This window comes from Streptomyces sp. NPDC055103, from assembly GCF_053607625.1.
In genome coordinates this window covers 67,921-89,600 of record NZ_JBSGTX010000019.1, presented here as the reverse complement: position 1 = coordinate 89,600, position 21,680 = coordinate 67,921, and the positions used below count along the sequence as shown (strand labels likewise).

The 21,680-nt window shown below is 71.0% G+C and carries 18 protein-coding genes and 1 pseudogene; 10 read left to right on the top strand and 9 right to left on the bottom strand.

Going from position 1 to position 21,680, the window contains the following annotated elements:
- Position 1: 1 nt before the first annotated feature.
- Together ACWFR1_RS14940 and ACWFR1_RS14935 are read right to left on the bottom strand one after the other, a co-directional pair.
- Positions 2 to 709: an alpha/beta fold hydrolase gene (locus ACWFR1_RS14940; protein WP_453550769.1), complete on the bottom strand. Its 708-nt coding sequence runs from the start codon at positions 707 to 709 to the stop codon at positions 2 to 4.
- 179 nt (positions 710 to 888) lie between these two features.
- Complete coding sequence (locus ACWFR1_RS14935; RefSeq protein WP_453550767.1) at positions 889 to 2,163, bottom strand: MFS transporter; 1,275 nt, start codon at positions 2,161 to 2,163, stop codon at positions 889 to 891.
- 156 nt (positions 2,164 to 2,319) lie between these two features.
- Between ACWFR1_RS14935 and ACWFR1_RS14930 the strand changes: the two genes are divergently transcribed.
- From ACWFR1_RS14930 to ACWFR1_RS14920, 3 genes are all read left to right on the top strand, one after another.
- On the top strand, positions 2,320 to 3,354 hold the full coding sequence (locus tag ACWFR1_RS14930) for a LacI family DNA-binding transcriptional regulator (RefSeq protein WP_453550765.1): 1,035 nt from the start codon (positions 2,320 to 2,322) through the stop codon (positions 3,352 to 3,354).
- Positions 3,355 to 3,371: 17 nt separating this feature from the next.
- Positions 3,372 to 3,641 carry a hypothetical protein gene (locus ACWFR1_RS14925; RefSeq protein ID WP_453550763.1) on the top strand — a complete coding sequence of 90 codons (270 nt, stop codon included), beginning with the start codon at positions 3,372 to 3,374 and terminating at the stop codon, positions 3,639 to 3,641.
- A 218-nt stretch (positions 3,642 to 3,859) separates the two neighbouring features.
- The gene (locus ACWFR1_RS14920; protein WP_453550761.1) at positions 3,860 to 5,047 is read left to right on the top strand and encodes a thiolase family protein; all 1,188 of its coding nucleotides are present in this window, start codon (positions 3,860 to 3,862) and stop codon (positions 5,045 to 5,047) included.
- A 146-nt stretch (positions 5,048 to 5,193) separates the two neighbouring features.
- On the opposite strand, the gene trxA is transcribed toward ACWFR1_RS14920, so the two are convergent.
- Positions 5,194 to 5,559, bottom strand: a complete 366-nt coding sequence (gene trxA, locus ACWFR1_RS14915) for a thioredoxin (protein WP_453550758.1) — start codon at positions 5,557 to 5,559, stop codon at positions 5,194 to 5,196.
- Between the two features lie 115 nt (positions 5,560 to 5,674).
- On the opposite strand from trxA, the gene ACWFR1_RS14910 reads away from it, so the two are divergent.
- A complete protein-coding gene (locus ACWFR1_RS14910) occupies positions 5,675 to 7,114 on the top strand; it encodes a dihydrolipoyl dehydrogenase family protein (protein ID WP_453550756.1) in 1,440 nt (479 codons plus the stop codon).
- 52 nt (positions 7,115 to 7,166) lie between these two features.
- Here ACWFR1_RS14910 and ACWFR1_RS14905 read toward each other — a convergent pair whose 3' ends face one another.
- On the bottom strand, positions 7,167 to 7,802 hold the full coding sequence (locus tag ACWFR1_RS14905; protein ID WP_453550753.1) for a TetR/AcrR family transcriptional regulator: 636 nt from the start codon (positions 7,800 to 7,802) through the stop codon (positions 7,167 to 7,169).
- Positions 7,803 to 7,953: 151 nt separating this feature from the next.
- Between ACWFR1_RS14905 and ACWFR1_RS14900 the strand changes: the two genes are divergently transcribed.
- A complete protein-coding gene (locus tag ACWFR1_RS14900) occupies positions 7,954 to 9,351 on the top strand; it encodes a purine-cytosine permease family protein (protein ID WP_453550750.1) in 1,398 nt (465 codons plus the stop codon).
- Between the two features lie 63 nt (positions 9,352 to 9,414).
- Positions 9,415 to 11,088, top strand: coding sequence for an amidohydrolase (locus tag ACWFR1_RS14895; protein ID WP_453550748.1), 1,674 nt, complete (start codon positions 9,415 to 9,417; stop codon positions 11,086 to 11,088).
- Positions 11,089 to 11,101: 13 nt separating this feature from the next.
- On the opposite strand, the gene ACWFR1_RS14890 is transcribed toward ACWFR1_RS14895, so the two are convergent.
- The 4 genes from ACWFR1_RS14890 to ACWFR1_RS14875 all read right to left on the bottom strand — a co-directional run bounded on the left by ACWFR1_RS14890 (position 11,102) and on the right by ACWFR1_RS14875 (position 13,792).
- Positions 11,102 to 12,010 carry a F510_1955 family glycosylhydrolase gene (locus ACWFR1_RS14890; protein WP_453550745.1) on the bottom strand — a complete coding sequence of 303 codons (909 nt, stop codon included), beginning with the start codon at positions 12,008 to 12,010 and terminating at the stop codon, positions 11,102 to 11,104.
- Between the two features lie 99 nt (positions 12,011 to 12,109).
- The gene (locus ACWFR1_RS14885) at positions 12,110 to 12,778 is read right to left on the bottom strand and encodes a DUF305 domain-containing protein (RefSeq protein WP_453550743.1); all 669 of its coding nucleotides are present in this window, start codon (positions 12,776 to 12,778) and stop codon (positions 12,110 to 12,112) included.
- A gap of 82 nt (positions 12,779 to 12,860) precedes the next feature.
- Positions 12,861 to 13,256: a DUF6153 family protein gene (locus ACWFR1_RS14880; protein ID WP_453550741.1), complete on the bottom strand. Its 396-nt coding sequence runs from the start codon at positions 13,254 to 13,256 to the stop codon at positions 12,861 to 12,863.
- A gap of 191 nt (positions 13,257 to 13,447) precedes the next feature.
- Positions 13,448 to 13,792, bottom strand: coding sequence for a tetratricopeptide repeat protein (locus tag ACWFR1_RS14875; RefSeq protein WP_453550738.1), 345 nt, complete (start codon positions 13,790 to 13,792; stop codon positions 13,448 to 13,450).
- Positions 13,793 to 13,895: 103 nt separating this feature from the next.
- On the opposite strand from ACWFR1_RS14875, the gene ACWFR1_RS14870 reads away from it, so the two are divergent.
- Together ACWFR1_RS14870 and ACWFR1_RS14865 are read left to right on the top strand one after the other, a co-directional pair.
- Positions 13,896 to 14,861 (top strand): pirin family protein, encoded by a 966-nt coding sequence (locus tag ACWFR1_RS14870; protein WP_453550736.1) that lies wholly within the window; start codon positions 13,896 to 13,898, stop codon positions 14,859 to 14,861.
- Positions 14,862 to 15,217: 356 nt separating this feature from the next.
- Positions 15,218 to 16,403, top strand: a pseudogene (locus ACWFR1_RS14865) (IS3 family transposase); the annotation flags it as partial.
- Between the two features lie 47 nt (positions 16,404 to 16,450).
- Here ACWFR1_RS14865 and istA read toward each other — a convergent pair.
- Positions 16,451 to 18,013: an IS21 family transposase gene (gene istA / locus ACWFR1_RS14860; RefSeq protein WP_453550734.1), complete on the bottom strand. Its 1,563-nt coding sequence runs from the start codon at positions 18,011 to 18,013 to the stop codon at positions 16,451 to 16,453.
- Between the two features lie 900 nt (positions 18,014 to 18,913).
- Between istA and ACWFR1_RS14855 the strand changes: the two genes are divergently transcribed.
- Positions 18,914 to 20,605: a thiamine pyrophosphate-binding protein gene (locus ACWFR1_RS14855; RefSeq protein ID WP_453550732.1), complete on the top strand. Its 1,692-nt coding sequence runs from the start codon at positions 18,914 to 18,916 to the stop codon at positions 20,603 to 20,605.
- Entirely contained in the window at positions 20,602 to 21,615 is a 1,014-nt protein-coding gene (locus ACWFR1_RS14850; RefSeq protein WP_453550730.1) for a 3-oxoacyl-ACP synthase III family protein, read from the top strand. The genes ACWFR1_RS14855 and ACWFR1_RS14850 overlap by 4 nt, the downstream gene beginning before the upstream one ends.
- The last annotated feature ends 65 nt before the right edge of the window (positions 21,616 to 21,680 follow it).

The following is a 21,680-nucleotide window of genomic DNA, read 5'->3' as shown; positions in this document are numbered from 1 at the left end:
GTCAGATCCACCCGTCCAGCGCGGACATGAACCCGTCGAAGTCGTCCCGGTGGATCGTGTGACCGGCGCCCTCGACGGTACGGAGGGTGAACCCGCGGCCCGCCAGCATCCGGGCGTCGTCGGCGGTGATCAGCAGGCTCGGATCGGCGAGCGTGACGAGGGAGGGGACGGCGGGCCGGACCGGCCACATGTCCGTACCGGTGACGTCGACCAGGCCGTACGCCGATCGCTCGTCCCACACACGTACCGACTCCATCTCGGTGTCGAGGTCCTCGTCCGACCAGCGGGGGTTGAACCCCTTCACGAGGTCCCGGGAGAGGGACTTGCCGCGTACGAAGAGCTCCGGGGCGTACCCGTCGGGGCCCCGCCTCAGGTGCCAGGCCGGGTCCGAGTACACCGCGCGGGCCGGCGCGAGACGCTCCACGGCCCGCACCAGGGCGAGCCCGCCGAGCGAGTGCCCGACGGCCAGCTCGGCCCCGGCCGGGAGGCTCTCGACGAGGTCGTCGGCGTAGTCCTCCGGCCGGTACGCCTCGGGTCCGGCCGCCCGCGCACTCGCCCCGTGGCCTCGCAGGTCCACGGCGATCACCCGGTAGCCCCGCGCGGCGAGGGCCGGTCCGACCCGCCGCCAGGTGCGGTGGTCGGCCATGATGCCGTGGACGAGCAGGGCGATCCGGTCACCGGATCCCCACGTGGTGGTGTGCAGGCGCACGGTGCTGCCTCTCTGACGGGTACGACGGGTACGACGTACGAGACGGACTCGACGTACGAGACGGACTCGACGTACGAGACGGACGCGACGATACGACGCGTACGGGGGCGTCCCGCGGATCAGGGGCATCGGCAGGCCCTGATCCGACGGACACCCCCGGGCGGGCGCCGACCGGCAGGTCAGCGCACGCTGCGGATGGGGCGCACGGCGAGCGCGCCGAGCACCGACAGTACGGCCGCGATGAGGAACAGGGCCGTGTATCCGCCACTCAGCGAGACGATGAGCGAGGCCACGAACGGGGCGACGATCTGCGGGCCGGCGTTGGCGACGTTGAGGACGCCCATGTCGCGGGCCGCGTCCTCGGCCTTGGGCAGCACCATGGTCACCAGGGCGGTGTCGACGGCCATGTAGCAGCCGAAGCCGAGGCCGTTGACGATCGAGAAGGCGAGCATCGCGGTCCAGCTCGTCGAGACGGCCGGGATGACCAGCGCGACGGCGGCGAGGGCGGCCGACGCGCCCACGAAGAGCTTGCGGCGGTCGTAGCGGTCGGACAGCCAGCCGCCGAGCACGGTGGAGACGACCATGGCGACCGCGTTGAGCGGCATGAGGACGGCCACGGCCTCCTCGGGCGCCAGCCCGGCGGGCAGGTCGGTGTGGTCCTTGAGGATGTACAGCTGGAATCCGGCCACCGCGAAGTAGCCGAGGATCAGCAGTGCCCGGCCGATGAACGCCCAGCGGAAGTCGTGGTCCTTGAGGGCGCTGCCGAAGGCCGCGATCTGCTGCTTGACCGGCAGCGGAGCCTTCGCGGGCATGCGCTCCTCACGGGCACAGGCGCTGAACAGCACCGCCGTGCCGGCGACGATCGCGCCGAAGACCAGGTAGCCGGTGCGGTAGTCGTCGGAGAAGGCCGCGCCGACGAGGGCGCCGATCGTCGAGCCGATGGGCAGGCCGAGACCGACGGCCGCCGAGGCCTTGCCGCGCGCGGCGGTCGGGACGCGGTCGGGCACCACGGAGGTGATGGCCGCCTGGTAGATGTTCATGACGGCCTGGCCGAGGCACCACGCGATCGTGACCAGCAGGATCGTGTCGACGCTGCCGAGGAGCAGCATCACCGGGAGGGCGAGCAGACCGCCGCCGAGGATCCAGGGGTTGCGCCGTCCGGAGCGGTCCGACAGGGCGCCGGCGACCGGGTTGAAGACGGTGGCGAAGATCGCGGATATACCGGCGACGAGGCCGAAATTCGCCACCTTGTTCGCGGGGTCGATGGACTCGACCTGGAGCGCGAGAAGCATGCCGCCGACGCCGATGTACAGGGCGTACATCGCCGAGTTGCCGGCGAGGAGCAGGGGCAGCAGGCCCCGCGTCGGCCGCTTGGCCGCGGGGGAGTCGGGGCCGGCCGTACCGGACTCGGGGCCGGCGGTGCCGGAGCCGGTTCCGGGGGAGGAAAGGGCCACGTTGCCCTCCTGGGGGAGATCGCCCCACGAGGGGGCGAAGAGCGGAATGAGTAGAGTAGTTACACGTGTCAGTGGCACGTGTGAGCACTGTGTAGCATTCACATCAGGCCATCCGCCAGACCCTGTGCCGGATTGTTCTGGAAAGATGCCGGAGCGATGAGTCACTCAACCGAACAGTCCCCCGAACGCCCCGCCGGGCGCGCGGTCCCCACCAGCGCCGACGTCGCGCGCCTCGCGGGCGTCTCCCGGGCCACCGTCTCGTACGTCCTGAACAACACCTCGGCCGTGCGCATCAGCGAGCCCACGCGTCGCAGAGTGCGCGAGGCGGCCGAGGAGCTGGGGTACGTACCCCACGCGGCGGCCCGCAGCCTGCGCGCGGGCCACAGCCGGATGGTGCTGCTGCCGAGCGCCCACATCCCGGTCGGACCGCTGTACAGCCAGTTCTTCAGCGACCTCCAGTGGGAGCTGCGCCGCCTCGACTACACGGTGGTGCAGTACGGCAGCGTCGGCATGAAGCCCGCCGAGGCGGCCCGCGCCTGGGCCGAGCTGCGGCCGGTCGCCGTGGTCTCGCTCGGGGAGGTCGAGCTCACCGAGCAGGCGGTCGAGCTCCTCAAGCGCTCCGGGGCGCGCGCCGTGATCACGCTCGGCACGCAGCAGGTCCCGGGCACCCACTCCCTCGTCATGGACCAGGGGCGGGTCGGCGAGGTCGCCACCGCCCACCTGATCGAGGCCGGCCGGCGCCGCATCGGCGTCGTCGTCCCGGAGGAACCGGGCCTCGGGATGTTCTCGCAGCCCCGCCTCGACGGCGCGCGGCGCGCGGCCGAGGGCACCGGAGCCACCGTCGTACCCCTGCCGCTGCGGTACGACGAGGCGTCGGCGGAGGAGCTGGCCGGGCGGTGGCGCGAGCTCGGCGTCGACGGCGTGTTCGCCTACAACGACGAGTACGCGATGCTCCTGATGCGGGCGCTCCAGGACGAGGGCGTCTCGATCCCGGAGGAGACCGCCGTCGTCGGCGCCGACGATCTGCTCCTCGGCCGGCTGCTGCGGCCGCGGCTGAGCACGGTCCACATCGACATGGTCCTGGGCCGGGAGCTCGCCGAGCTGGTCGACCGCGCCGTGCGGGACCAGGACGTCCCGCCGCGTTCCCGTCGTCTGCTGGACTCGCGGGTCGTCCGGCGGGAGTCCAGCTGAGCGCTTAGCGTCGGTGCATGAGCACAGTTCCGAAGCGCTTCGAGATCCTGCTGGTGCCCGAGCACGTCGAGGACCGCGGTGACGCGTCCGTGGGGGACAGTGCCGTCCGCTCGGCCGTCGTCGAGGCCACCGGGCGGCACGGCGCCTCCGGCTATCCGATCTACGAGGGACACGGCATCGTGGCCGACGTCGACCCGGAGACGCGGACGGTCGAGGCCCTGCTCGTCGACGGCCGTGAACTCGACTACGGACTCACGGCCCTCGTCCGCCCGGCGGCCCGCGGCTGACCCGGGTACCCTCCCCGCGGCTGACCCGGGTACCCTCCCCGCGCGGCTGACCAGGCACTCTCCCCCGCGGGCCGCTCCCGTCCGGCCTGAAGAGGACCGTTGACACCGCGCGGCGACGGGCACAGACTCGGCGGCGCACGCCCGGAGGCGATCGTGTCCTCACCGGGCGAGGCACCAGGCGAACAGAGTCGTTCCGAAGGTCACGTGGGAGAGAACCGATGAGCATCCGCGACGTCTACATCGTCGACGCCGTCCGCACACCGATCGGGAAGTTCGGGGGCGCGCTCTCCGGCGTGCGCCCCGACGACCTCGCCGCCCACGTGGTGAGGTCCCTCGTCGACCGCACACCCGCGCTCGACCCGGCGCGCGTGGACGACGTCTACTTCGGCGACGCCAACGGCGCGGGCGAGGACAACCGCGACGTGGCCAGGATGGCCGTCCTGCTCGCCGGACTGCCGGTCACCGTCCCCGGCGTCACCGTCAACCGCCTCTGCGGCTCCGGCATGGAGGCCGTCATCCAGGCGGCCCGCGCCGTCGCCCTCGGCGACGCGTCCGTCGCGATCGCCGGCGGCGTCGAGTCCATGTCCCGCGCCCCGTGGGTCCTGCAGAAGCCCGAGCGGGCCTTCCCCGCCGGCCACCAGCAGCTCCACTCGACGACCCTCGGCTGGCGCATGACCAACCCCCGCATGCCCGCCGAGTGGACGGTCCCGCTCGGCGAGGGCGCGGAGCTCGTCGCCGACAAGCACGGCCTCACCCGTGACCGGCAGGACGCCTTCGCGCTCGCCAGCCACCGCAAGGCCGCCGAGGCCTGGGCGAAGGGGCTGTACGACGACGAGGTCGTCCCGTACGAGGGCGTGGACCTGGCCCGTGACGAGTGCATCCGCGACACCACGTCCCTGGAGGCGCTCGCCAAGCTCAAGCCGTCCTTCCGTCCCACGGGCGGCACGGTCACGGCCGGCAACTCCTCGCCGCTCAACGACGGCGCGGCGGCCCTGCTCCTCGTGGACGAGGAGGGGCTCCGCGAGACGGGCCGCGAGCCGCTCGCCCGCATCGTTACGTCGGCGGTCACCGGCATCGAGCCCCAGCTCTTCGGCCTCGGCCCGGTGGCCGCCGTCCGGCGGGCCCTGGAGAAGTCGGGGCGCTCCTTCGCGGATCTGACGACCTTCGAGCTCAACGAGGCCTTCGCGGCGCAGGCGCTCGGCTGCCTCGCGGAATGGCCGGAACTCGACCCGGAGATCGTTAACCCGCGCGGCGGCGCGATCGCCATCGGCCACCCGCTGGGCGCCTCGGGCGCGCGGCTCGCCGGATCCGTGGCGCACCAGCTCGCCGCAGCGGGCTCGGGTACGGGCCTCGCGGCGCTGTGCATCGGCGTGGGCCAGGGCATCGCGCTGGTCCTGGAGCGCTGAGCCCACGTACGCCGAGCGCTGAGCCGCACCACGTACGCGAGCGCTGAATGCCACCACGTACGCGAGCGCTGAGCCCCACCACGTACGCGAGAGGGGTACGGGAGACACTCCCGTACCCCTCTCGTCATGAGCCGACCGTCATCGGGTCACTGCTGCTGGGAGGCCTCGACGGACTTGCGGACCTCGTCCATGTCCAGCTTGCGGGCCTGCCCGATGACGTCCTCGAGGGCGGCCTCCGGCAGGGCGCCCGGCTGCGCGAACACAGCGACGTTGTCCCGGACGATCATCAGCGTCGGGATCGAGCGGATCTCGAAGGCGGCGGCGAGCTCCTGCTGTGCCTCCGTGTCCACCTTCGCGAAGACCAGGTCCTGGTGCCGCTCGGACGCGGCCTCGAAGACGGGGCCGAACTGACGGCAGGGACCGCACCACGAAGCCCAGAAGTCGATCAGGACGAACCCGTTCCCGCTCACGATCTCGTCGAAGTTGTCCTTGGTGAGCTCTACGGTGCTCATGCTTCCTACCTTTCGGGGTCTCCTGGCGGTGTCCTCACGGTCCCCTGGGGACTCGCCCGGCACAACGGCGTATCGAGCCGCGCTATTCCGTGCCCCTGCCAGCAGACTGTGACCCATGACGCGAACGGTGGAAGAGAGCACGTACGACGTGGTGGTCCTCGGTGCGGGACCGGTCGGTGAGAACGTCGCCGACCGGGTGCGGGCGGCCGGGCTCAGCGCCGCGATCGTCGAGAGCGAGCTGATCGGCGGCGAGTGCTCGTACTGGGCGTGCATGCCGAGCAAGGCGCTCCTGCGCCCCGCGCTCGCCCGCTCCGACGCCCGTAAGGTCGCCGGCCTGCGCGAGTCGGTCTACGGTCCGCTCGACGCCCTGGAGGTCTTCGGTCACCGGGACAGCGTCGTCGGTCACTGGAAGGACGACGGCCAGGTCGACTGGCTCGATTCGGTCGGTGTACGGGTCTTCCGGGGCCACGGCCGTCTCGCCGGGCCCCGCCGGGTCGCCGTCGCCGGACCGGAGGGCGACGAGCACCTCCTGACCGCCCGGCACGCGGTCGCCGTCTGCACCGGCAGCCGCGCCGTCCTTCCGGAGCTGGCCGGGCTGCCCGGGGCCAGGCCCTGGACCAGCCGTGAGGCGACCAGCGCGGGCCGGGTGCCCGCGCGGCTGATCGTCGTCGGCGGGGGAGTGGTCGGGGTGGAGATGGCCACCGCCTGGCAGGCCCTGGGCTCGAAGGTCACGATGCTCGTACGGGGCGGGGGCCTGCTGCCCCGGATGGAGCCGTTCGTCGGCGAGCGGGTCGCCTCGGCCCTCGCGACGCGCGGAGCGGACGTCCGCACCGGTGCCGCGGTCACCGCGGTGGTACGCGACGGCGGCGCCGGCCCGGTGACGGTGGTCCTGGAGGGCGGGGACCACGTCGAGGGCGACGAGGTGCTCTTCGCGACCGGCCGCGCCCCGCGCACCGACGACCTCGGACTGGAGACGGTCGGCCTCGGACCGGGCTCCTGGCTCGACGTCGACGACAGCCTCCGGGTCACCGGCAGCGACTGGCTCTACGCGGTCGGGGACGTCAACCACCGTGCGCTCCTGACCCATCAGGGCAAGTACCAGGCCCGGATCGCCGGCGCCGCCATCGCGGCCCGCGCGAAGGGCACCGATCCCCTGGACGAGGGGAGTTGGGGCGCGCACGCGGCCACCGCCGACCGCACAGCCGTCCCGCAGGTCGTGTTCTGCGACCCGGAGGCGGCCGCCGTCGGCCTCACCCTGGCCGAGGCCGAGCGGGCCGGCCGCCGGGTCCGGGCCGTCGACGTCGACATGCGGCAGGTCGCCGGGGCCGGACTCTACGCCCAGGGCTACCGGGGACAGGCCCGGATGGTCGTCGACCTCGACCGGGAGGTCGTCATCGGGGCCTCCTTCGTCGGCCCCGGAATCGGCGAGCTCCTCCACTCGGCGACGGTCGCCGTCGTCGGCGAGGTCCCGATCGCCCGGCTCTGGCACGCCGTACCGTCGTACCCGACCCTGAGCGAGGCCTGGCTGCGCCTCCTGGAGGCCTACCGGGGCTGAAGGACCGGCGACTGAGCCTCCGGTGACTGAGCCTCCGACGACTGAGGCTCCGTCACTTTCCTTCCGCGGCAGGCGCGTCGGCGACATACGGAGCGATCAGCAGCCGCGCCGCCGAGCGCGCGACCTCCAGGGCCGGCCGCGCGTCCCGGCCGGACTCCTGGCCCAGGACGACCCGGGTGCTCAACCCGTCGAGCAGGGCCAGGAGTTCGGAGGCCCGGGCGGTGGCGTCGAGCGGTGCGAAGCGCCGCCGGGCGACCCCCGCCGTGAGCAGGGCCTCCAGGTCCTCCTGCCAGCCCTGGTCGAGCGCGTCCTGGGCCTCGCGCAGCGCGGCGTTGCCGGGGGTGCGGGCCCAGAGCTCGATCCACAGCGTCCAGCGCGGATCGCGGGGGCCGCGCGGCAGATAGAGCCGGAGGAAGAGGTCGAGCTTGCGCTCGGCCGTGATCCGCCGGGACAGCAGCGCTCCGCGCTCCTCTGCGAGCGCGGCCTCGCTCCACCGCAGAGCGGCGAGGAGCAGCAGGTCCTTGCTGCCGAAGTAGTACAGGATGTGGCCGCCGCTCGTGCCGAGCCGCTCCGCGAGCGCCGACATGGTGAGCGAGGCGAGGCCGTCCTCGGCGATCGCCGCCATGGCCTCCTCCAGCATCCGCTCCTGGGTGACGTGTCCGTCCCGCCGTCGTGCCGCCCCTGCCACCGCCGCCGTCCCCGATCTGCCGTTCTGTGTCCCTCTGTCTGCGAGAACGACCTTAACCGCAACCTCCAGGGGTCTTGACGTGGCCTGAACTCATCGCACATCTTGAATGCCGTTCTAAGACTTAGAACGGCATTCAAGACAGGAGTGCGGTGTGCTCGGACACGAGACAGCGCCCGTGACCACGGGCCGGGACGAGGTGTTCCAGGTCGAGGAGCACGGAATCGACCCCATCCCCGACGCCGAACGCCACGGCAGCGCCAAGGACGTCTTCTGGCTCTGGTTCGGCTCGAACCTCACGTTCACCTACGTCATCAACGGCGCCCTCGCCGTCGCCTTCGGGCTCTCCTTCTGGCAGGCCACCGCCGTCGTCGTACTCGGCGGCCTGTCCTTCCTCGCCATCGGCGCCGCCGGACTCAGCGGGGTGCGCACCGGCACCGCGACCCTCGTGATCTCCCGGGCCGCCTTCGGCGTCCGCGGCAACTGGCCCGCCGGTCTGCTCAACTGGATCGTCAGCATCGGCTACACCGTCGTGAACACCGTGGTCGGCACCCTCGCCCTCGAAGCCTTCTTCGCCGACCTCGGCTGGCACGGCGGACACGCCGCCCGGGCCCTCGCCCTCGGCGTCACCCTCGCGCTGACCTTCGCCGTCGCCCTCTGGGGCCACGCCACCGTCCAGTTCGCCGAACGCTGGATGGCCTACGTCCTCGCCGTCGGCTTCGCCGTGCTCCTGGCCCTCGTCCTGCCCGGCGCCGACACCTCGGCCGGCTCGGTCGCGCCCGGCCTCTCCGGCTGGAGCCTCGCCTTCGTCGTCATGCTCGCAGGCCCCTTCTCGTACCTCCCGATGCCCGCCGACTACACCCGCTACCTGCCCCGCACGACCTCCCTCAAGGCCGTCACCCTCAGCGGCGCGCTCGGCGGTTTCGTGTCCTCCGTCGCCCTGGGCGTCGCCGGAGTGGCCGCCGCGACACAGGTCGACATGACCGACGCGGTGGCGGGCACCGAGAGCCTGCTCCCCGGCTGGTTCCAGCCCCTCTTCCTCGCCCTCGTCCTCGGCGGATCGGTCACCAACTCGATCATCACGCTCTACTCGTCGAGCCTGAACCTCCAGGTCCTCGGCATCCCGTGGAGCCGCGCCCGGGCCATCGTCATCAGCGCGGCCGTGACCGCGGCGGGCTCCCTCGGCGCCCTCTTCCTCACCGACTTCACCACCTCGCTCCTCTCCTTCCTCTCCCTCCTGATCATCGTCTTCGCCCCCTGGGGCGGAGTCTTCCTCGCCGACATGGTGCTCCGGTGCTGCGCCTACGACTCCGCCGCGCTGCACGCCCGCCAGGGCGGCGCCTACTGGTACCGCGCGGGTTGGCACCCCGCAGGCCTGACCGCACTCCTCTCGGGCCTCCTCTTCTCCGCGCTCACCTGCGACTCCGCGCTGTGGACCGGCCCCCTGGTGGCCCCGCTCGGCGGCGCGGACCTCACCCTCCTCGGCGCGGTCGTCTCCGCCCTCGTGTACGTGCTCCTCGCGCGCCGCACGATCGCCCCCGCCCAGCCCTGACCAGCGACTCCCCGTCGTCCCGCCCCGCACCACACCCGTACGTACGTCACGGAGCCACCCCGCATGCACAGCACCACCGCCGAACCCCCCGTCCACGCCGACCTCGTCCTCCTCGGGGCCCGCATCCACACCGTCGACCCCGCGCTCCCCGAGGCGCAGGCCCTCGCCGTCCGCGCCGGCCGCATCGTCCGGATCGGCTCCGACCGCGACGCCGGCGCCTGGACGGGGCCCGGCACCCGGGTCCTCGACGCCGGAGGGAGGCTCGTCCTGCCCGGCTTCGTCGACGCCCACAACCACGTCCGCCTCGGCTCGGACGACGCCTGCGTCCAGCTCGCGGGCGCCCGTACCCTCGATGCCATCCACGAGCGCGTCCGCGCCTGGCACGAGGCACACCCCGACGCCGAGTGGATCGAGGCCGAGGCCTTCGACTACTCCGCCGTCCCCGGCGGACGCATGCCCACCGCCGCCGACCTCGACCCGGCCACCGGCGACACCCCCGCCGTCGTCCTCAGCTACGACGTGCACACCGCCTGGCTCAACACCGCCGCCCTCCGCCGGCTCGGCGTCGACCGCGACCACACCGACCTGCCCTTCGGCCGGGCCGTCACCGACCCCTCCACCGGCGAACCCACCGGTTTCGTCAAGGACTTCGCGATCAAGGGCCTCTCGCGCGACGGCCACCGCGCCCTGCGCGAACTCGGCGTGCCCTGGGCCTCGCCCGACCGGCAGTACGGCCGCCTCGCCAAGAGCCTGGACGACGCGATCGGTTACGGCATCACCACCGTCGTCGAGCCGCAGAACTCCCTCGACGACCTCGCCCTCTTCCAGCGCGCCCGCGCGGACGGTCGGCTGCGCTCACGGATCGTCGCCGCGCTCTTCCACCCCCGCGGTACGACCGAAGCCGACCTCGACGCGTTCGAGGACGCGGCAAGGGAGTTCGCGGACGACCGCCTCCGGGTCGGCCCGCTCAAGCTGTACATCGACGACGTCGTCGAACCCCGCACGGCCGCCCTCCTGGAGCCGTACGCGGGCTGCGCCCACCACCGCGGCGACACCTTCTACCCGCCCGAGGAGTTCGCCGAGCTGCTCACCCGCCTCGACGCGCGCGGCTTCCAGTGCTTCGTCCACGCCACCGGCGACCGGGGCATCCGCACCGTCCTCGACGCCGTCGCCCGCGCCCACACCGTCAACGGGCCGCGCGACGCCCGCCACCAGATCGTCCACGTCGAGTGCCTCGACCCGGCCGACACCCCCCGCTTCGCCGCCCTCGGCGTCGTCGCCTGCATGCAGCCCCGGCACGCCGCCCCCGACATCGCGGGGCCCGGCCAGGACTGGGCCGAGAACATCGGCCCCGACCGCTGGCACAAGGCCTGGCCGCTGCGCAGCCTGCGGGCCGCCGGGGCGGTCCTCGCGCTCTCCAGCGACTGGAACGTCGCGGAGATGGACCCCATGGTGGGCATCCACGCCGCCGTCACCCGCCGCCCGCTCGGCGGCGGGGAGAGCTGGACGGCGGGTGAGACGATCGACGTCGCCGCCGCCGTCGAGGGGTACACGATGGGCTCCGCCTACGCCAACTTCCTGGAGAACGACCGGGGTTCGCTGACGGTGGGCAAGCTCGCCGACTTCGTCGTCCTCTCCCGTGACATCCTCCGCGTCGCGCCCGACGAGATCCCGGGCACGGTGGCGGAGACGGTGGTGGTGGGCGGCGAGGTCGTCGTGGAGCGACGCGCGGCGTGAGCCCCCGCGCGGGTCAGTGACCCTCCTTCCCCGAGGCCACCGCGACCCGTCGCTCGAAGGTCCGTCCGCCGTCCCGCGACTCGTACACCCCGTCCTGGGTGGCGACGAGCAGCCGGCGGGCGTCCACGACGGTGAGCGCCTGCGGGGCCCCGCCCGGCACGGCGGAGACACGGGTCCACCGGAGGGCGGGGCCTGCTCCCGCGGCCGTCACCGTCTCCGTACCGCGGAAGAGCACCCCGCTCGGATCGACGCCGAAGAGGGCGTCGGGAGCGCCCCAGGAGACGTACGACAGGACCTGGCCCCTGCCGGGGGCGAAGGTCCTGCCGCCGTCCGCGCTGCGGGCCACCCCGGTCTCCGTGGTGGCGAGGACGGTGTCCGGGACCGCGGGGGAGACGGCGATGTCGAGGGCGCGCAGCGCGGCGCGGTCCTCCCAGGTGACGCCGTCGGGACTGACCCGCAGGCGGCCGTTCGCGCTGTCGTACCCGTAGACCGTCGCGTCGGGCGCGGTGTCGAGGGAGTGGAAGTCCACCTCGCCGCCGAGGGACTTCTCGTGCCACGTGCGTCCGGCGTCCGTCGACTCGACGAGACCGAGGTCGGCGGGTCCGCCCGCGCCGGGGGCGGGGTGCCCGCTCGCCAGGAACGTCCCGGCGGCGGTGACCGTGAAGCCCATGAAGTCGTCCCGGCGGTCGCCGACCGGGCTCGGGCGGCCGGTGGCGTCGGCTGTGTGGACGCCGTCATGGGTGGCGACGTACAGCGTGTCGCCGCGCATGCCGAGGCCGTGGATGTGACGGAGCGTGGCGCCGTGGGAGCCGTCGGGCGAGCCGTCCGCGGGAGGCTCCTGCGAGCAGGCGGTCAGGGTGAGGGCGAGCGTGAGGGCGGTGACGGCGGCGGCCGCCGCGGGCCCGGGGAAGTACTTCGTCATCGTTCTTTCGCCGGAGGGGAGGAAGGTACGGGGACGCCGCGGCCGGCCCCGGTGAGGGGGCCGGCCGCTGGTGTCGGCAGGGTGCGGGTACGGGCCGGGTCAGAGCCGGTCGAGGATCTTCCGCAGTTCGGCGATCTCGGTGGACTGCGTCCGGACGACGTCGTCGGCGAGCTTCTTGGCCGAGGCGTTCCGGCCGTTCTTCTGCTCGTCCTTCGCCATGGCGACGGCGCCGTCGTGGTGGGCGATCATCAGCTCGGCGAACTTCCGGTCGAAGGCCTTGCCCTTGGCGGCCGCCAGGTCCTTCATGTCCTGCTCGGACATCATCCCGGCCATGCCGTGGCCCCCGGAACCGTGCCCGGCTCCTGCCGACTCGGGCTTGCCCCAGCCCTTGAGCCAGGTCTTCATCTTCTGGATCTCCGGGTCCTGCGCCTGCTCGATCGCGGCGACGAGCTTCCTGACCCCGGCGTCCTCGGCGCGGCCGTCGGCGAGCTTCGCCATCTCCAGGGCCTGCTCGTGGTGGGGGATCATCATCTGGGCGAACATGACGTCGGCGTCGTTGAAGGCGCCGGGGGCGGCGGCCTCGGCGGACCCGGAATCGGGGACGGAAGCCGAGGAGGAAGCGGGGGCGGAGGCGATGGGGGACGTTCCGCCGTGGCCCATTCCGCTCATCCCGTCGTCCGTCCCGCACGCGGCGAGCAGGAGCCCGGTGGCGGTGACGGCGCCGGCGAGGGCGAACTTCTTGGTGGTGTGACGCGTGAAGGCGCGCATGGAGTGATACCTCGTGTGCTGTCGAAAGGGCAGGTCGAAGGCGTTCACGGGCAGCGCGAGGCGCCCGCGATGGCGTATCGGCCTAGATCCGCAGGATCGACAGCTGGGCGAGGTCGGGAGGCCGGCGCGGCGGCGCGTGGGCCCCGAGAGCGGGGACGAGCCGCGCGAGGACGACGGCGAGCCAGGCGGGGTGTCGGGCCAGGGCGGCCCGGACGAGCCCGGCGAGGAGCCAGCCGCCGAGGACCGCCACGCACAGCGTGGTCATGTCCATCCCCGCGCCGGGGTCGTGACGCGCGTCGGAACCGCCACTGTCGGCGCTGTGCGCGCCGGCGGTCAGCGCGGCCGTGTGAGGGGCGGCGGCGGTCGATTCCGTCGTACCACCGGAGCCCTCGGGATGCCCGACGGCGTGCATGAGGAACACTCCGAGCGCGAGCACGACGACGAGCAGAAGGTGCGCCAGGGCACCTCCTGCTCGCATACGGCGTCTACCGCGAGTTCCGCGTTCCGCCCGACGTGCACGCAAGACCAGGACCTCCTGGCCCGACCATACCGTGCGGGGGTATCAGGACGGCGTGAAGGGCGGTGTCGGGGACGGCGTCAACGGTGACGCCACGGACGACGCCACGGACGACGCCACGGACGACGCCAAGGACGTCGTCGGGGACGTCGTCACGAAGGCGTCTCGCCCGTCATCGCGGCGGCCATCCGCAGATGCGGAGCAGCCTCGTCCGCGCGCCCCTGGCGCTCCAGCGCACGCCCGAGCATCAGCCGGGCGTAGTGCTCGACGGGGTCGCGCTCCAGGATGGCGCGCAGCTCGGTCTCGGCCCGGGAGAGCTGCGCGGAGTGGTAGTAGGCGCGGGCGAGGAGCAGTCGCTGGGCCGTCTGGTCCGGGTGCTCGGCGACGAGGCCGCGCAGGATGCGGATGGCGGTCCCGTACTCCTTCGCGTCGAAGAACAGCTGCGCGCGATCCCAGCGTTCCCCGGCCGTTCCGAACTCGTAGTACGTGTCGCTCACTTGCTCTCCCTCTCCGGCTTCCCGAATCTGCCACTCTGTGTGACGGTCGACCAGGTCAACAAGCCTGGATGGTTGAACATTCCACTACGATAGGTTGAGCGACATGAGCAATCTTGATCGTCAGGCCGCGTTGACGGTGTGCGGCGGCCGCGGCTTCGTCGTCGCCGAGCCCGTACGGGAACTCCTCAGCCCGCGCCGCGTCCAGCTCGGGGAGTCGACCGAGGTCCGCCGACTGCTCCCGAACCTCGGCCGGAGGATGGTCGGCGCCTGGGCGTTCGTCGACCACTACGGCCCCGACGACATCGCCGACGAGCCCGGCATGCAGGTCCCGCCGCACCCGCACATGGGTCTCCAGACCGTGAGCTGGCTCCACGAGGGCGAGGTCCTGCACCGCGACTCCACCGGCAGCCTCCAGACGATCCGCCCGCGCGAGCTCGGCCTGATGACCTCGGGCCGGGCGATCTCCCACTCCGAGGAGAGCCCCCGCCCGCACGCCCGGTTCCTCCACGGCGCCCAGCTCTGGGTCGCGCTCCCCGACGCCCACCGTCATGTGGAACCCCACTTCCAGCACCACGCCGACCTGCCGCAGGTCACGGCCCCCGGTCTCGCGGCCACGGTGATCCTCGGCGCCCTCGACGGCGCCGTCTCGCCCGGCGCCACGTACTCGCCGCTCGTCGGCGCCGATCTGACGCTGGCGGCGGGCACCGAGGCGAAGCTCCCCCTGGACCCCGACTTCGAGTACGCCGTCCTGTCCATGTCCGGCGAGGCCCACGTCGACGGCGTCCCGGTCCTGCCCGGCTCCATGCTGTACCTCGGCTGTGGCCGCACCGAGCTCCCCCTGCGCGCCCTGTCGGACGCGGGTCTCATGCTCCTCGGCGGCGAGCCGTTCGAGGAGGAGATCGTCATGTGGTGGAACTTCGTGGGCCGCACGGACGAGGAGATCCGCAAGGCCCGCGAGGAGTGGATGACGAGCGACCGCTTCGGCGAGGTGAAGGGGTACGACGGGGGCCGGCTCGATGCCCCGGAGGTCCCGCCTACCCCGCTCAAGGCCCGGGGTAGGGTGCGCTGACCTGGGGTTTTCTCCTCGCGGTTGATGTCCGCAGCAGGCCCGCTCGGCCGTGCCTCCGACTTTCGGCGTGCCACCGGGAGGGATGGTTTCGCACCTTCTCTCGGTGGCGCAGCCAGCGCGGCGCGCTTCTATGGTGTGCTCGTGTGGAAGCAGGTTTGGTCAGCTGAAGGCTGACCTTTTGCTGACTTTACTGACGGGTCATCAGGTGTGTTGCCGGGGGCAGTGGCTTCCTCGCCTGGTGGTCGTGCAGCGATCTGGCATGCCCAGCCTGCACCCCGAGGCAGTGCCGATCATCGGACCGCCGTGTGAACCGTTCCGGGTTCGGTAGGGACTCGATCATTTGAGAGGATCGAGTCATGGCACGTCCTTCCCAGTACCCGCTTCAGCTGCGCCGTCGTGCGGTGCGGATGGTCGCCGAGGTGCAGCCCGACTACGACACCGAGTGGGCCGCGATGAAAGCGGTCGCCCAGAAACTGGGCATCGGCACCACCGAGACCCTGCGCAAGTGGGTGAGGCAGGACCAGATCGACGCCGGGACCCGGCCGGGCATCACGACGGAGGAGTCCGCCGAGCTGAAGCGGCTGAAGAAGGAGAACGCCGAGCTCAAGCGGGCGAACGAGATTCTCAAAGCCGCGGCGTCCTTCTTCGCGGCCGAGCTCGACCGGCCACACACACGCTCGTAGCGTTCATCGACGAGCACAAGGGCCGCTTCGGCGGTGTCGAGCCGATCTGCCGTGTGCTGACGATGCACGCCTGCAAGATCGCCCCCTCCACCTATTACGCCCACCGCAAACGCCAGGCCGCGCCGTCCGCCAGGACCGTGCGGGACGGTGAGCTGAAGGAGCTGATCCGGCACGTCTACGACACCAACTACCGTGTCTACGGCGCGAGGAAGATCTGGCGGGAGCTGAACCGCCAGGGCGTCACGGTGGCCCGCTGCACCGTCGAACGCCTGATGCGAGAACTCGGCATCGCCGGAGCGGTCCGAGGCAGACGGGTGATCACCACGCTGCCCGGCGGCCAGGCCGAGCGGGCACCCGACCTGGTGGACCGTGACTTCGTCGCCGGTGCCCCGAACCGCTGCTGGGTCGCCGACTTCACCCACGTCAAGACCTGGGCGTCGTCTACGTCGCCTTCGTCGTGGACACCTTCTCCCGCCGGATCGTCGGCTGGTCCGCCGCCACCGTGAAGGAGACAGTCTTCGTGCTGGACGCCCCCGAGATAGCGATCCGGCAACGCGACCGCGACCAACACCCCATACAGCCAGGCGAGTTGATCCATCACTCGGACGCCGGGTCGCATTACACGAGTTTCCGGCTCGCCGAGCACCTGGACGCGGCCGGCATCGCCGCCTCGATCGGCTCGGTCGGCGACGCCTACGACAACGCCCTGATGGAGAGCACGATCGGGCTGTTCAAGACCGAGCTGATCAAGCCCCGACGGCCATGGAAGACACTGTCCGACGTCGAGCTCGCCACCGCCGAGTACGTCGACTGGTACAACCACCGACGACTTCACGGTGAGATAGGCCACGTCCCCCCCCGTCGAATACGAGAACAACCACTACCGAGCACCCGCGAAACCCCAGGTCACAACCAACATCTGAGATCTCTGCCGAACCCGGAACGGTTCAATCCGAATCGAGGGAGGCAGCACCTTGATTCTCTGCGAGCCCTCAGGCGAAAGCGAGCACGATCGGTCCGCTTGCCGAGGTCAGGCCCTGGGGTGTGGAGCATGCGGTGAGGGCCAGACTTGCCAGGGTGATGGTTTCGGTGGCGGTAGAACCGGCGCCTACACCACTGGTGACGGTTCCGGTCTGGACCAATATGGGTGGCCGCAGCACGGTTCAGCAGGGCCTGCAAAGGCCCTGCCTCCTCGCCCCGAGGACGTTCATGGCGAGGCCGGGGCAGGACATCACCGGTGGTGGTGCGGCGTCCCTTGCCGGTGGGCAGACCGTCCCAGTGGGTCTCTTCGACGACGCGGACCCCGCGGCCGATCGCCCGCAGATGGGTGGCCAGCAGCGTCTCGTCGGCGGAGTTCGCGACGGTGGAATGCAGCATGACCTGTGATTTCGTGGCCCGGATCTCCACCAGCTGACGCGGTCGGATCCTGCGGGCGGGCACCGAGTAGAGGTTGCCGCCGAAGGCGACCAGGCAGTCCTTGCCGACTGGCCGCAGATGCCGCTCGGCCACCAGATAGGGAGTCTCCGGCAGCGGCTTGAGGGCCATGTGGTCGCGGGCCGCCCGCTCGCCGATGATCTGCTGGTGAGTCCTGTGGGCCTGAGCTCGCCGCTGCGGCACCCAGGTAGGGAAGGCGGCGTCCATCTCCTCGACGGAGGAGAAGGACCGGCCGGACAGGACGTGGTCACGGACGATGAGGACCTGGCGCTCGACGCGGCCCTTGCCGGTGGGCCGGTAGGCGGCCAGGACGTCGATGTCGAAGTCGTAGTGGCCGGCGAACCCGACCGCTTCCGGGTGCAGCGGGACCGCCTCGCCCGGAGCGACATGGCGGCGGACCACGGTCTTCGTGCGGTCGTAGACGATCGTCATCGGCACCCCTCCGAAGTGGGCGAAGGCCCGGCGGTGGCAGTCGAAGAACGTCTGGAGGTCCTGGCTGGTGGTGAAGCAGCAGAACGGGTCGCGTGAGTACGACAGCGTCATGTGGAACGAATAGACCTTCGGGATTCCCATGTGGGCGAGGATCTTGCCCTCGTCGCCCCAGTCCACCTGGGCCTGGGCGCCAGGGATCACCTCGAACCGGCGGTGCATGCCGGCGAGTTCCTTCGGCGTGATGCCGAGTTCCTCGGCGATCCGAGGCCGGGCTTCCTGCACATAGAGCTTGACGCGCTGGTCATTGCCGGTGAACCCGTACTCCGCGGCCAGCCGCTCGTGGATCACCGCGGCCTTCATCAGGATCTCCGCCCGGAGCATCGAGTCGACCAGCGGCGCGAACTCGTCGATCACCCTCGCCTTCGACCGCCCCTTCGGCGACCGTCGTGGCGGGGTTGCCGGACCTGGTGCCGACAGATACTTGCGGACCGTCTTCCGGTCCAGCCCGGTCTCCCGGGCCACCTCCGACAGGCTGATCGCCCCGGACTCCAACAGACTCCGGAAGCGCCGCAGTTCCAACCATCGATGCGGATCCAGGACCATCGTCGACCGCCTTCCGCCGCCTCTCACCGACCAAGCAGCAGAGTGCCGGGCAGCAGGTCTCAACGCATCAACAACTGTCCCTTTTCATCCGTACGCGGGTGGGGACGTTCACGTGTACGCCGACAGCATTCCACCGCCTGGCCTCACTGCCCCGCCCCGCCAGCTGACTCGCCGCCCCCGCCACCCTCGACTCAAGGACCTCGGAGAACCCGACCCCGCGTCGGGCCCTGACCCTGCCCACCAGCCGACACGGCCCCAAACAACCTCGCTCAGCCGCCCACCAGCCCCAACTGAAACGCCGAGGCTAGTGAATATCGGAGGAGGCCTGTTCGGGCGCCGCGTGGGCCGCAAGAATCTTGTGGGCTCCGCAAGAACATCACAGGGCAACCATTGACGAGCGGCGGAGCATTCGAGTCCTTACCTCATGAAGCGGGATGCTTCAGCATCCTGACACCACGTGGCTCGACAGAGAAGGCTCACACCGAGCGTCTAGGAGTGCAAGGACGCTGCATCTATTCGCATAGGCGCCCTCAGTTCCCTCTCTGCGCCGGCGACAGGCGTGTTGGTCGCCTGACGCAGGGCCACGTCCATCATCACCAGCGGATCTGGTACGCGTCGAACGCCGGCCTCGCCACGTCCTCGGTGATTCCCACTCCTTCGCGGTTTATGCGCATGCCACACACGCTGGCACCGATCGACGCCCGTCGGCCGATCCGGTCGAAGGAGAGCGCGGCGGCCGCCCGTCACCTTCGTCTGGAGACCTTCCTCGGACGGACGTCGGCCGACGGCGCGTACCGCAGGACGCGGGGCCGGAAAACCAAGGGGCCGATCCAATGATTCCGCGACCTGTGCAAAGGGAATCCCGCAAAGAAAGGCGAACCGTGCCGAGAGCGGGGACTCATGCCCGAGCGAACATCCGCGCACCTCATCCTGGACCTCCTAGCTGCCGCCGGCGTGGACCGGATCTTCGGAGTCCCCGGCGGCCCCCTGCTCTCCCTCCTAGCGGCGCTCGACGAGCGGCCCGAGCTCACCTTCGTGCTGGCGAAACACGAGGAGGGGGCCGTCTTCATGGCCGAGGGACACGCGCAGGCGACCGGCCGGCTGGGTGTGGCCTGCGTGACGTCCGGGCCCGGCACCACCCACGCGCTCACCGCCGCCGCCAGCGCGACGGCCGACTGGGCGCCGGTGCTCGTCCTCGCCGGACAGGTGTCGACCGAAGTGTACGGCCGCGGCGGACTGCAGGACTCCAGCGGCGGCAACTGGAGTATCGACACCGTCGACGTCTTCCGCTCCGCCGTGAAACTCGCGGCCCAGGTCAGCGACCCCGCACAAGTACCCGTCCTCTTCGAACGGGCCATCCGCACCGCGATGAGCCCACTGCCGGGCGCCGTCCTGCTCGTTCTCCCGGGCAACGTCCTGAACACCCCTGCGGCGCCCGCTCCCTCCCTTCTTCCCGGACACGATCTCCTGGTGGACCACCGGGGGGACCCGTCCGCGCGAGCACTGACAGACGCCGCCCGCGCCCTTCTGGCAGCCCGCGCTCCCGTGATCCTCGCGGGACAGGGCGCGAAGGTCTCCGGATCCGGTCCCCTGCTGGTGAAACTGGCCGAGCGGCTGGCCGCGCCTGTGGCGACCACGATGAAGGGCAAGAGCGTCTTCCCGGAAGACCATCCTCTCTCCCTGGGGGTGTTCGGCAACTACGGAGGGAGCCCTGCCACCCACCAGTCCGTGCTCTCCGCCGGAGTGGACCTGCTTCTGGTCGTGGGCAGCAGCCTCGGAGAAGTCTCCACCTTCGGGTGGGATCCAGCGCTGGCGCAGGGGCGCACCGTGTGCCAGATCGACGCCGACAGACTCCAGATCGGCAAGAACTACCGCGTCGATCACGCGATCGTCGCCGATGTCCGGCCCGCCCTGGCCGGCCTGCTGGAGCTCCTGCCCCCCCGGGAAACCGCTCATCAGCGAACGCCGACCACAGCAGCGAGGGGCCCGATCGCGGTCCCGCAGCAGCGCCCCCTCCGAGCTTCGGCTGTCGCGGAGCTGCTGTCCCATCGCCTTCCGTCAGACGTGCTGCTCTTCCTGGACAACGGCAACACGCTGTGCTGGATCGGAGAGCACTACAAGACACCCCATGGCACTGACCTGTTCTGCTCCCTCAACATGGGGTGTATGGGGTACGCAATCCCCGCGTCCATCGGCGCCAAACTCGCGCTCCCCGCCCGGCCCGTGGTCGCCGTCGTGGGAGATGCCGCCTTCGCGATGGGGGGTATGGAGATACACACGGCCGTGGAGCTCGGCCTCTCGATCGTCTGGCTCGTCCTCAACAACAGGGGCAACGCCATGGTCGCCAACATCCAGGAGCTGATCTTCGGGTCGGTGACCGGGTCCATGTACGCGCGGCCACTGGACGCGGCCATGGTCGCCCGCGGCCTCGGAGCGCAATCGCGCTCCGCCGCGACGCTGCCGGAACTTGACGAGGCGCTGTCGGTGGCCTTCACCGAGGCCGGCCCCTGGCTCATCGACATCACGGTCGACGCCCACGAGATCCCGTGGTCCCTCAGCCGTCGTGCCGCGACTCTCGGCGGCACACAGTGAACGCCCCGGCCGGTGTGCTGGCATGTGCCGCCTGTCTGCCCGAGAAGCGCCGCCGAACGGACGACCCGCTCTACGCGCACGTGGACGCCACACCGAACCGGTCGGGACAACGGGAGAGCGAGTTGTTCACTGGCGCTGGGGAACGTCGATTCCTGGGCGAGGGGGAGGACATCGAGACACTCATGCGCGCAGCCTGCCGCCAAGCACTCTCCAACGCCGGACTGACTCCACACGACGTGGACCGACTCTATGGCTACGCCTCGGTTCCCACCTACTCGACCCCCAATTCGCTGTACCTGCTCCATCACCGGCTCGGGCTTCGCCCCGACGCACTTGTGGTCCCCATCAACAGCGAATTCAGCAACTTCCTGCTCGGCCTGCTCCAGGCTCACGAAGCGATCACCGCAGGGTCCTGTCGTCACGCTCTCGTCGTATCCGGTTCGAACTGGACCAGACACCTCGACTTCAGACGAGGCCATGCACAGGCGGCGTCGGACGGCGCCGGAGCGGCAGTGGTAGGCCCCGGAGGGGACTTCTCGGTCATCGACCACGTCACCCATACGGCCGGCGCCTACTACGAATCCATGACGATGGGCGTAAGAATCCGGCAGGCCGACGAATGGGCGGGAATCCCGATGAGCCCCCAAGGCGTCCCAGTGCCCACCTACTCGCTCGATCCCGACATGGGTGTCGAGGTCTATCAGACACTGATGCGCGACGGCCTTCCCCGCCTGGTCTCGCAACTGATAGGCCGACATGGCATCCGAGGAGAGGACATCGCGCTCATCACCCATCAGGGATCACGTGAACTGCTCGATCACTGGCGCCAGAGCATCCAGCCCTCACAGTACCTGGAAACTCTCGAGAAATTCGGAAATCTCACGAACGCGACCTACCCAGTGAACCTCGCCCATCATTTCAAGGCAGTATTCGCGCCCTACCTCGTCGTTGCGGCTGTGGGAACCGGCTTCCACCTCACCGCGCTACTGCTCCGCAACCATCGCTGCTGACCGCTGGTGTCCATTCGAGACCGTTGCCCCGTCCGGTGAGAGTGCTCACGAGTGAGGGCATAGTT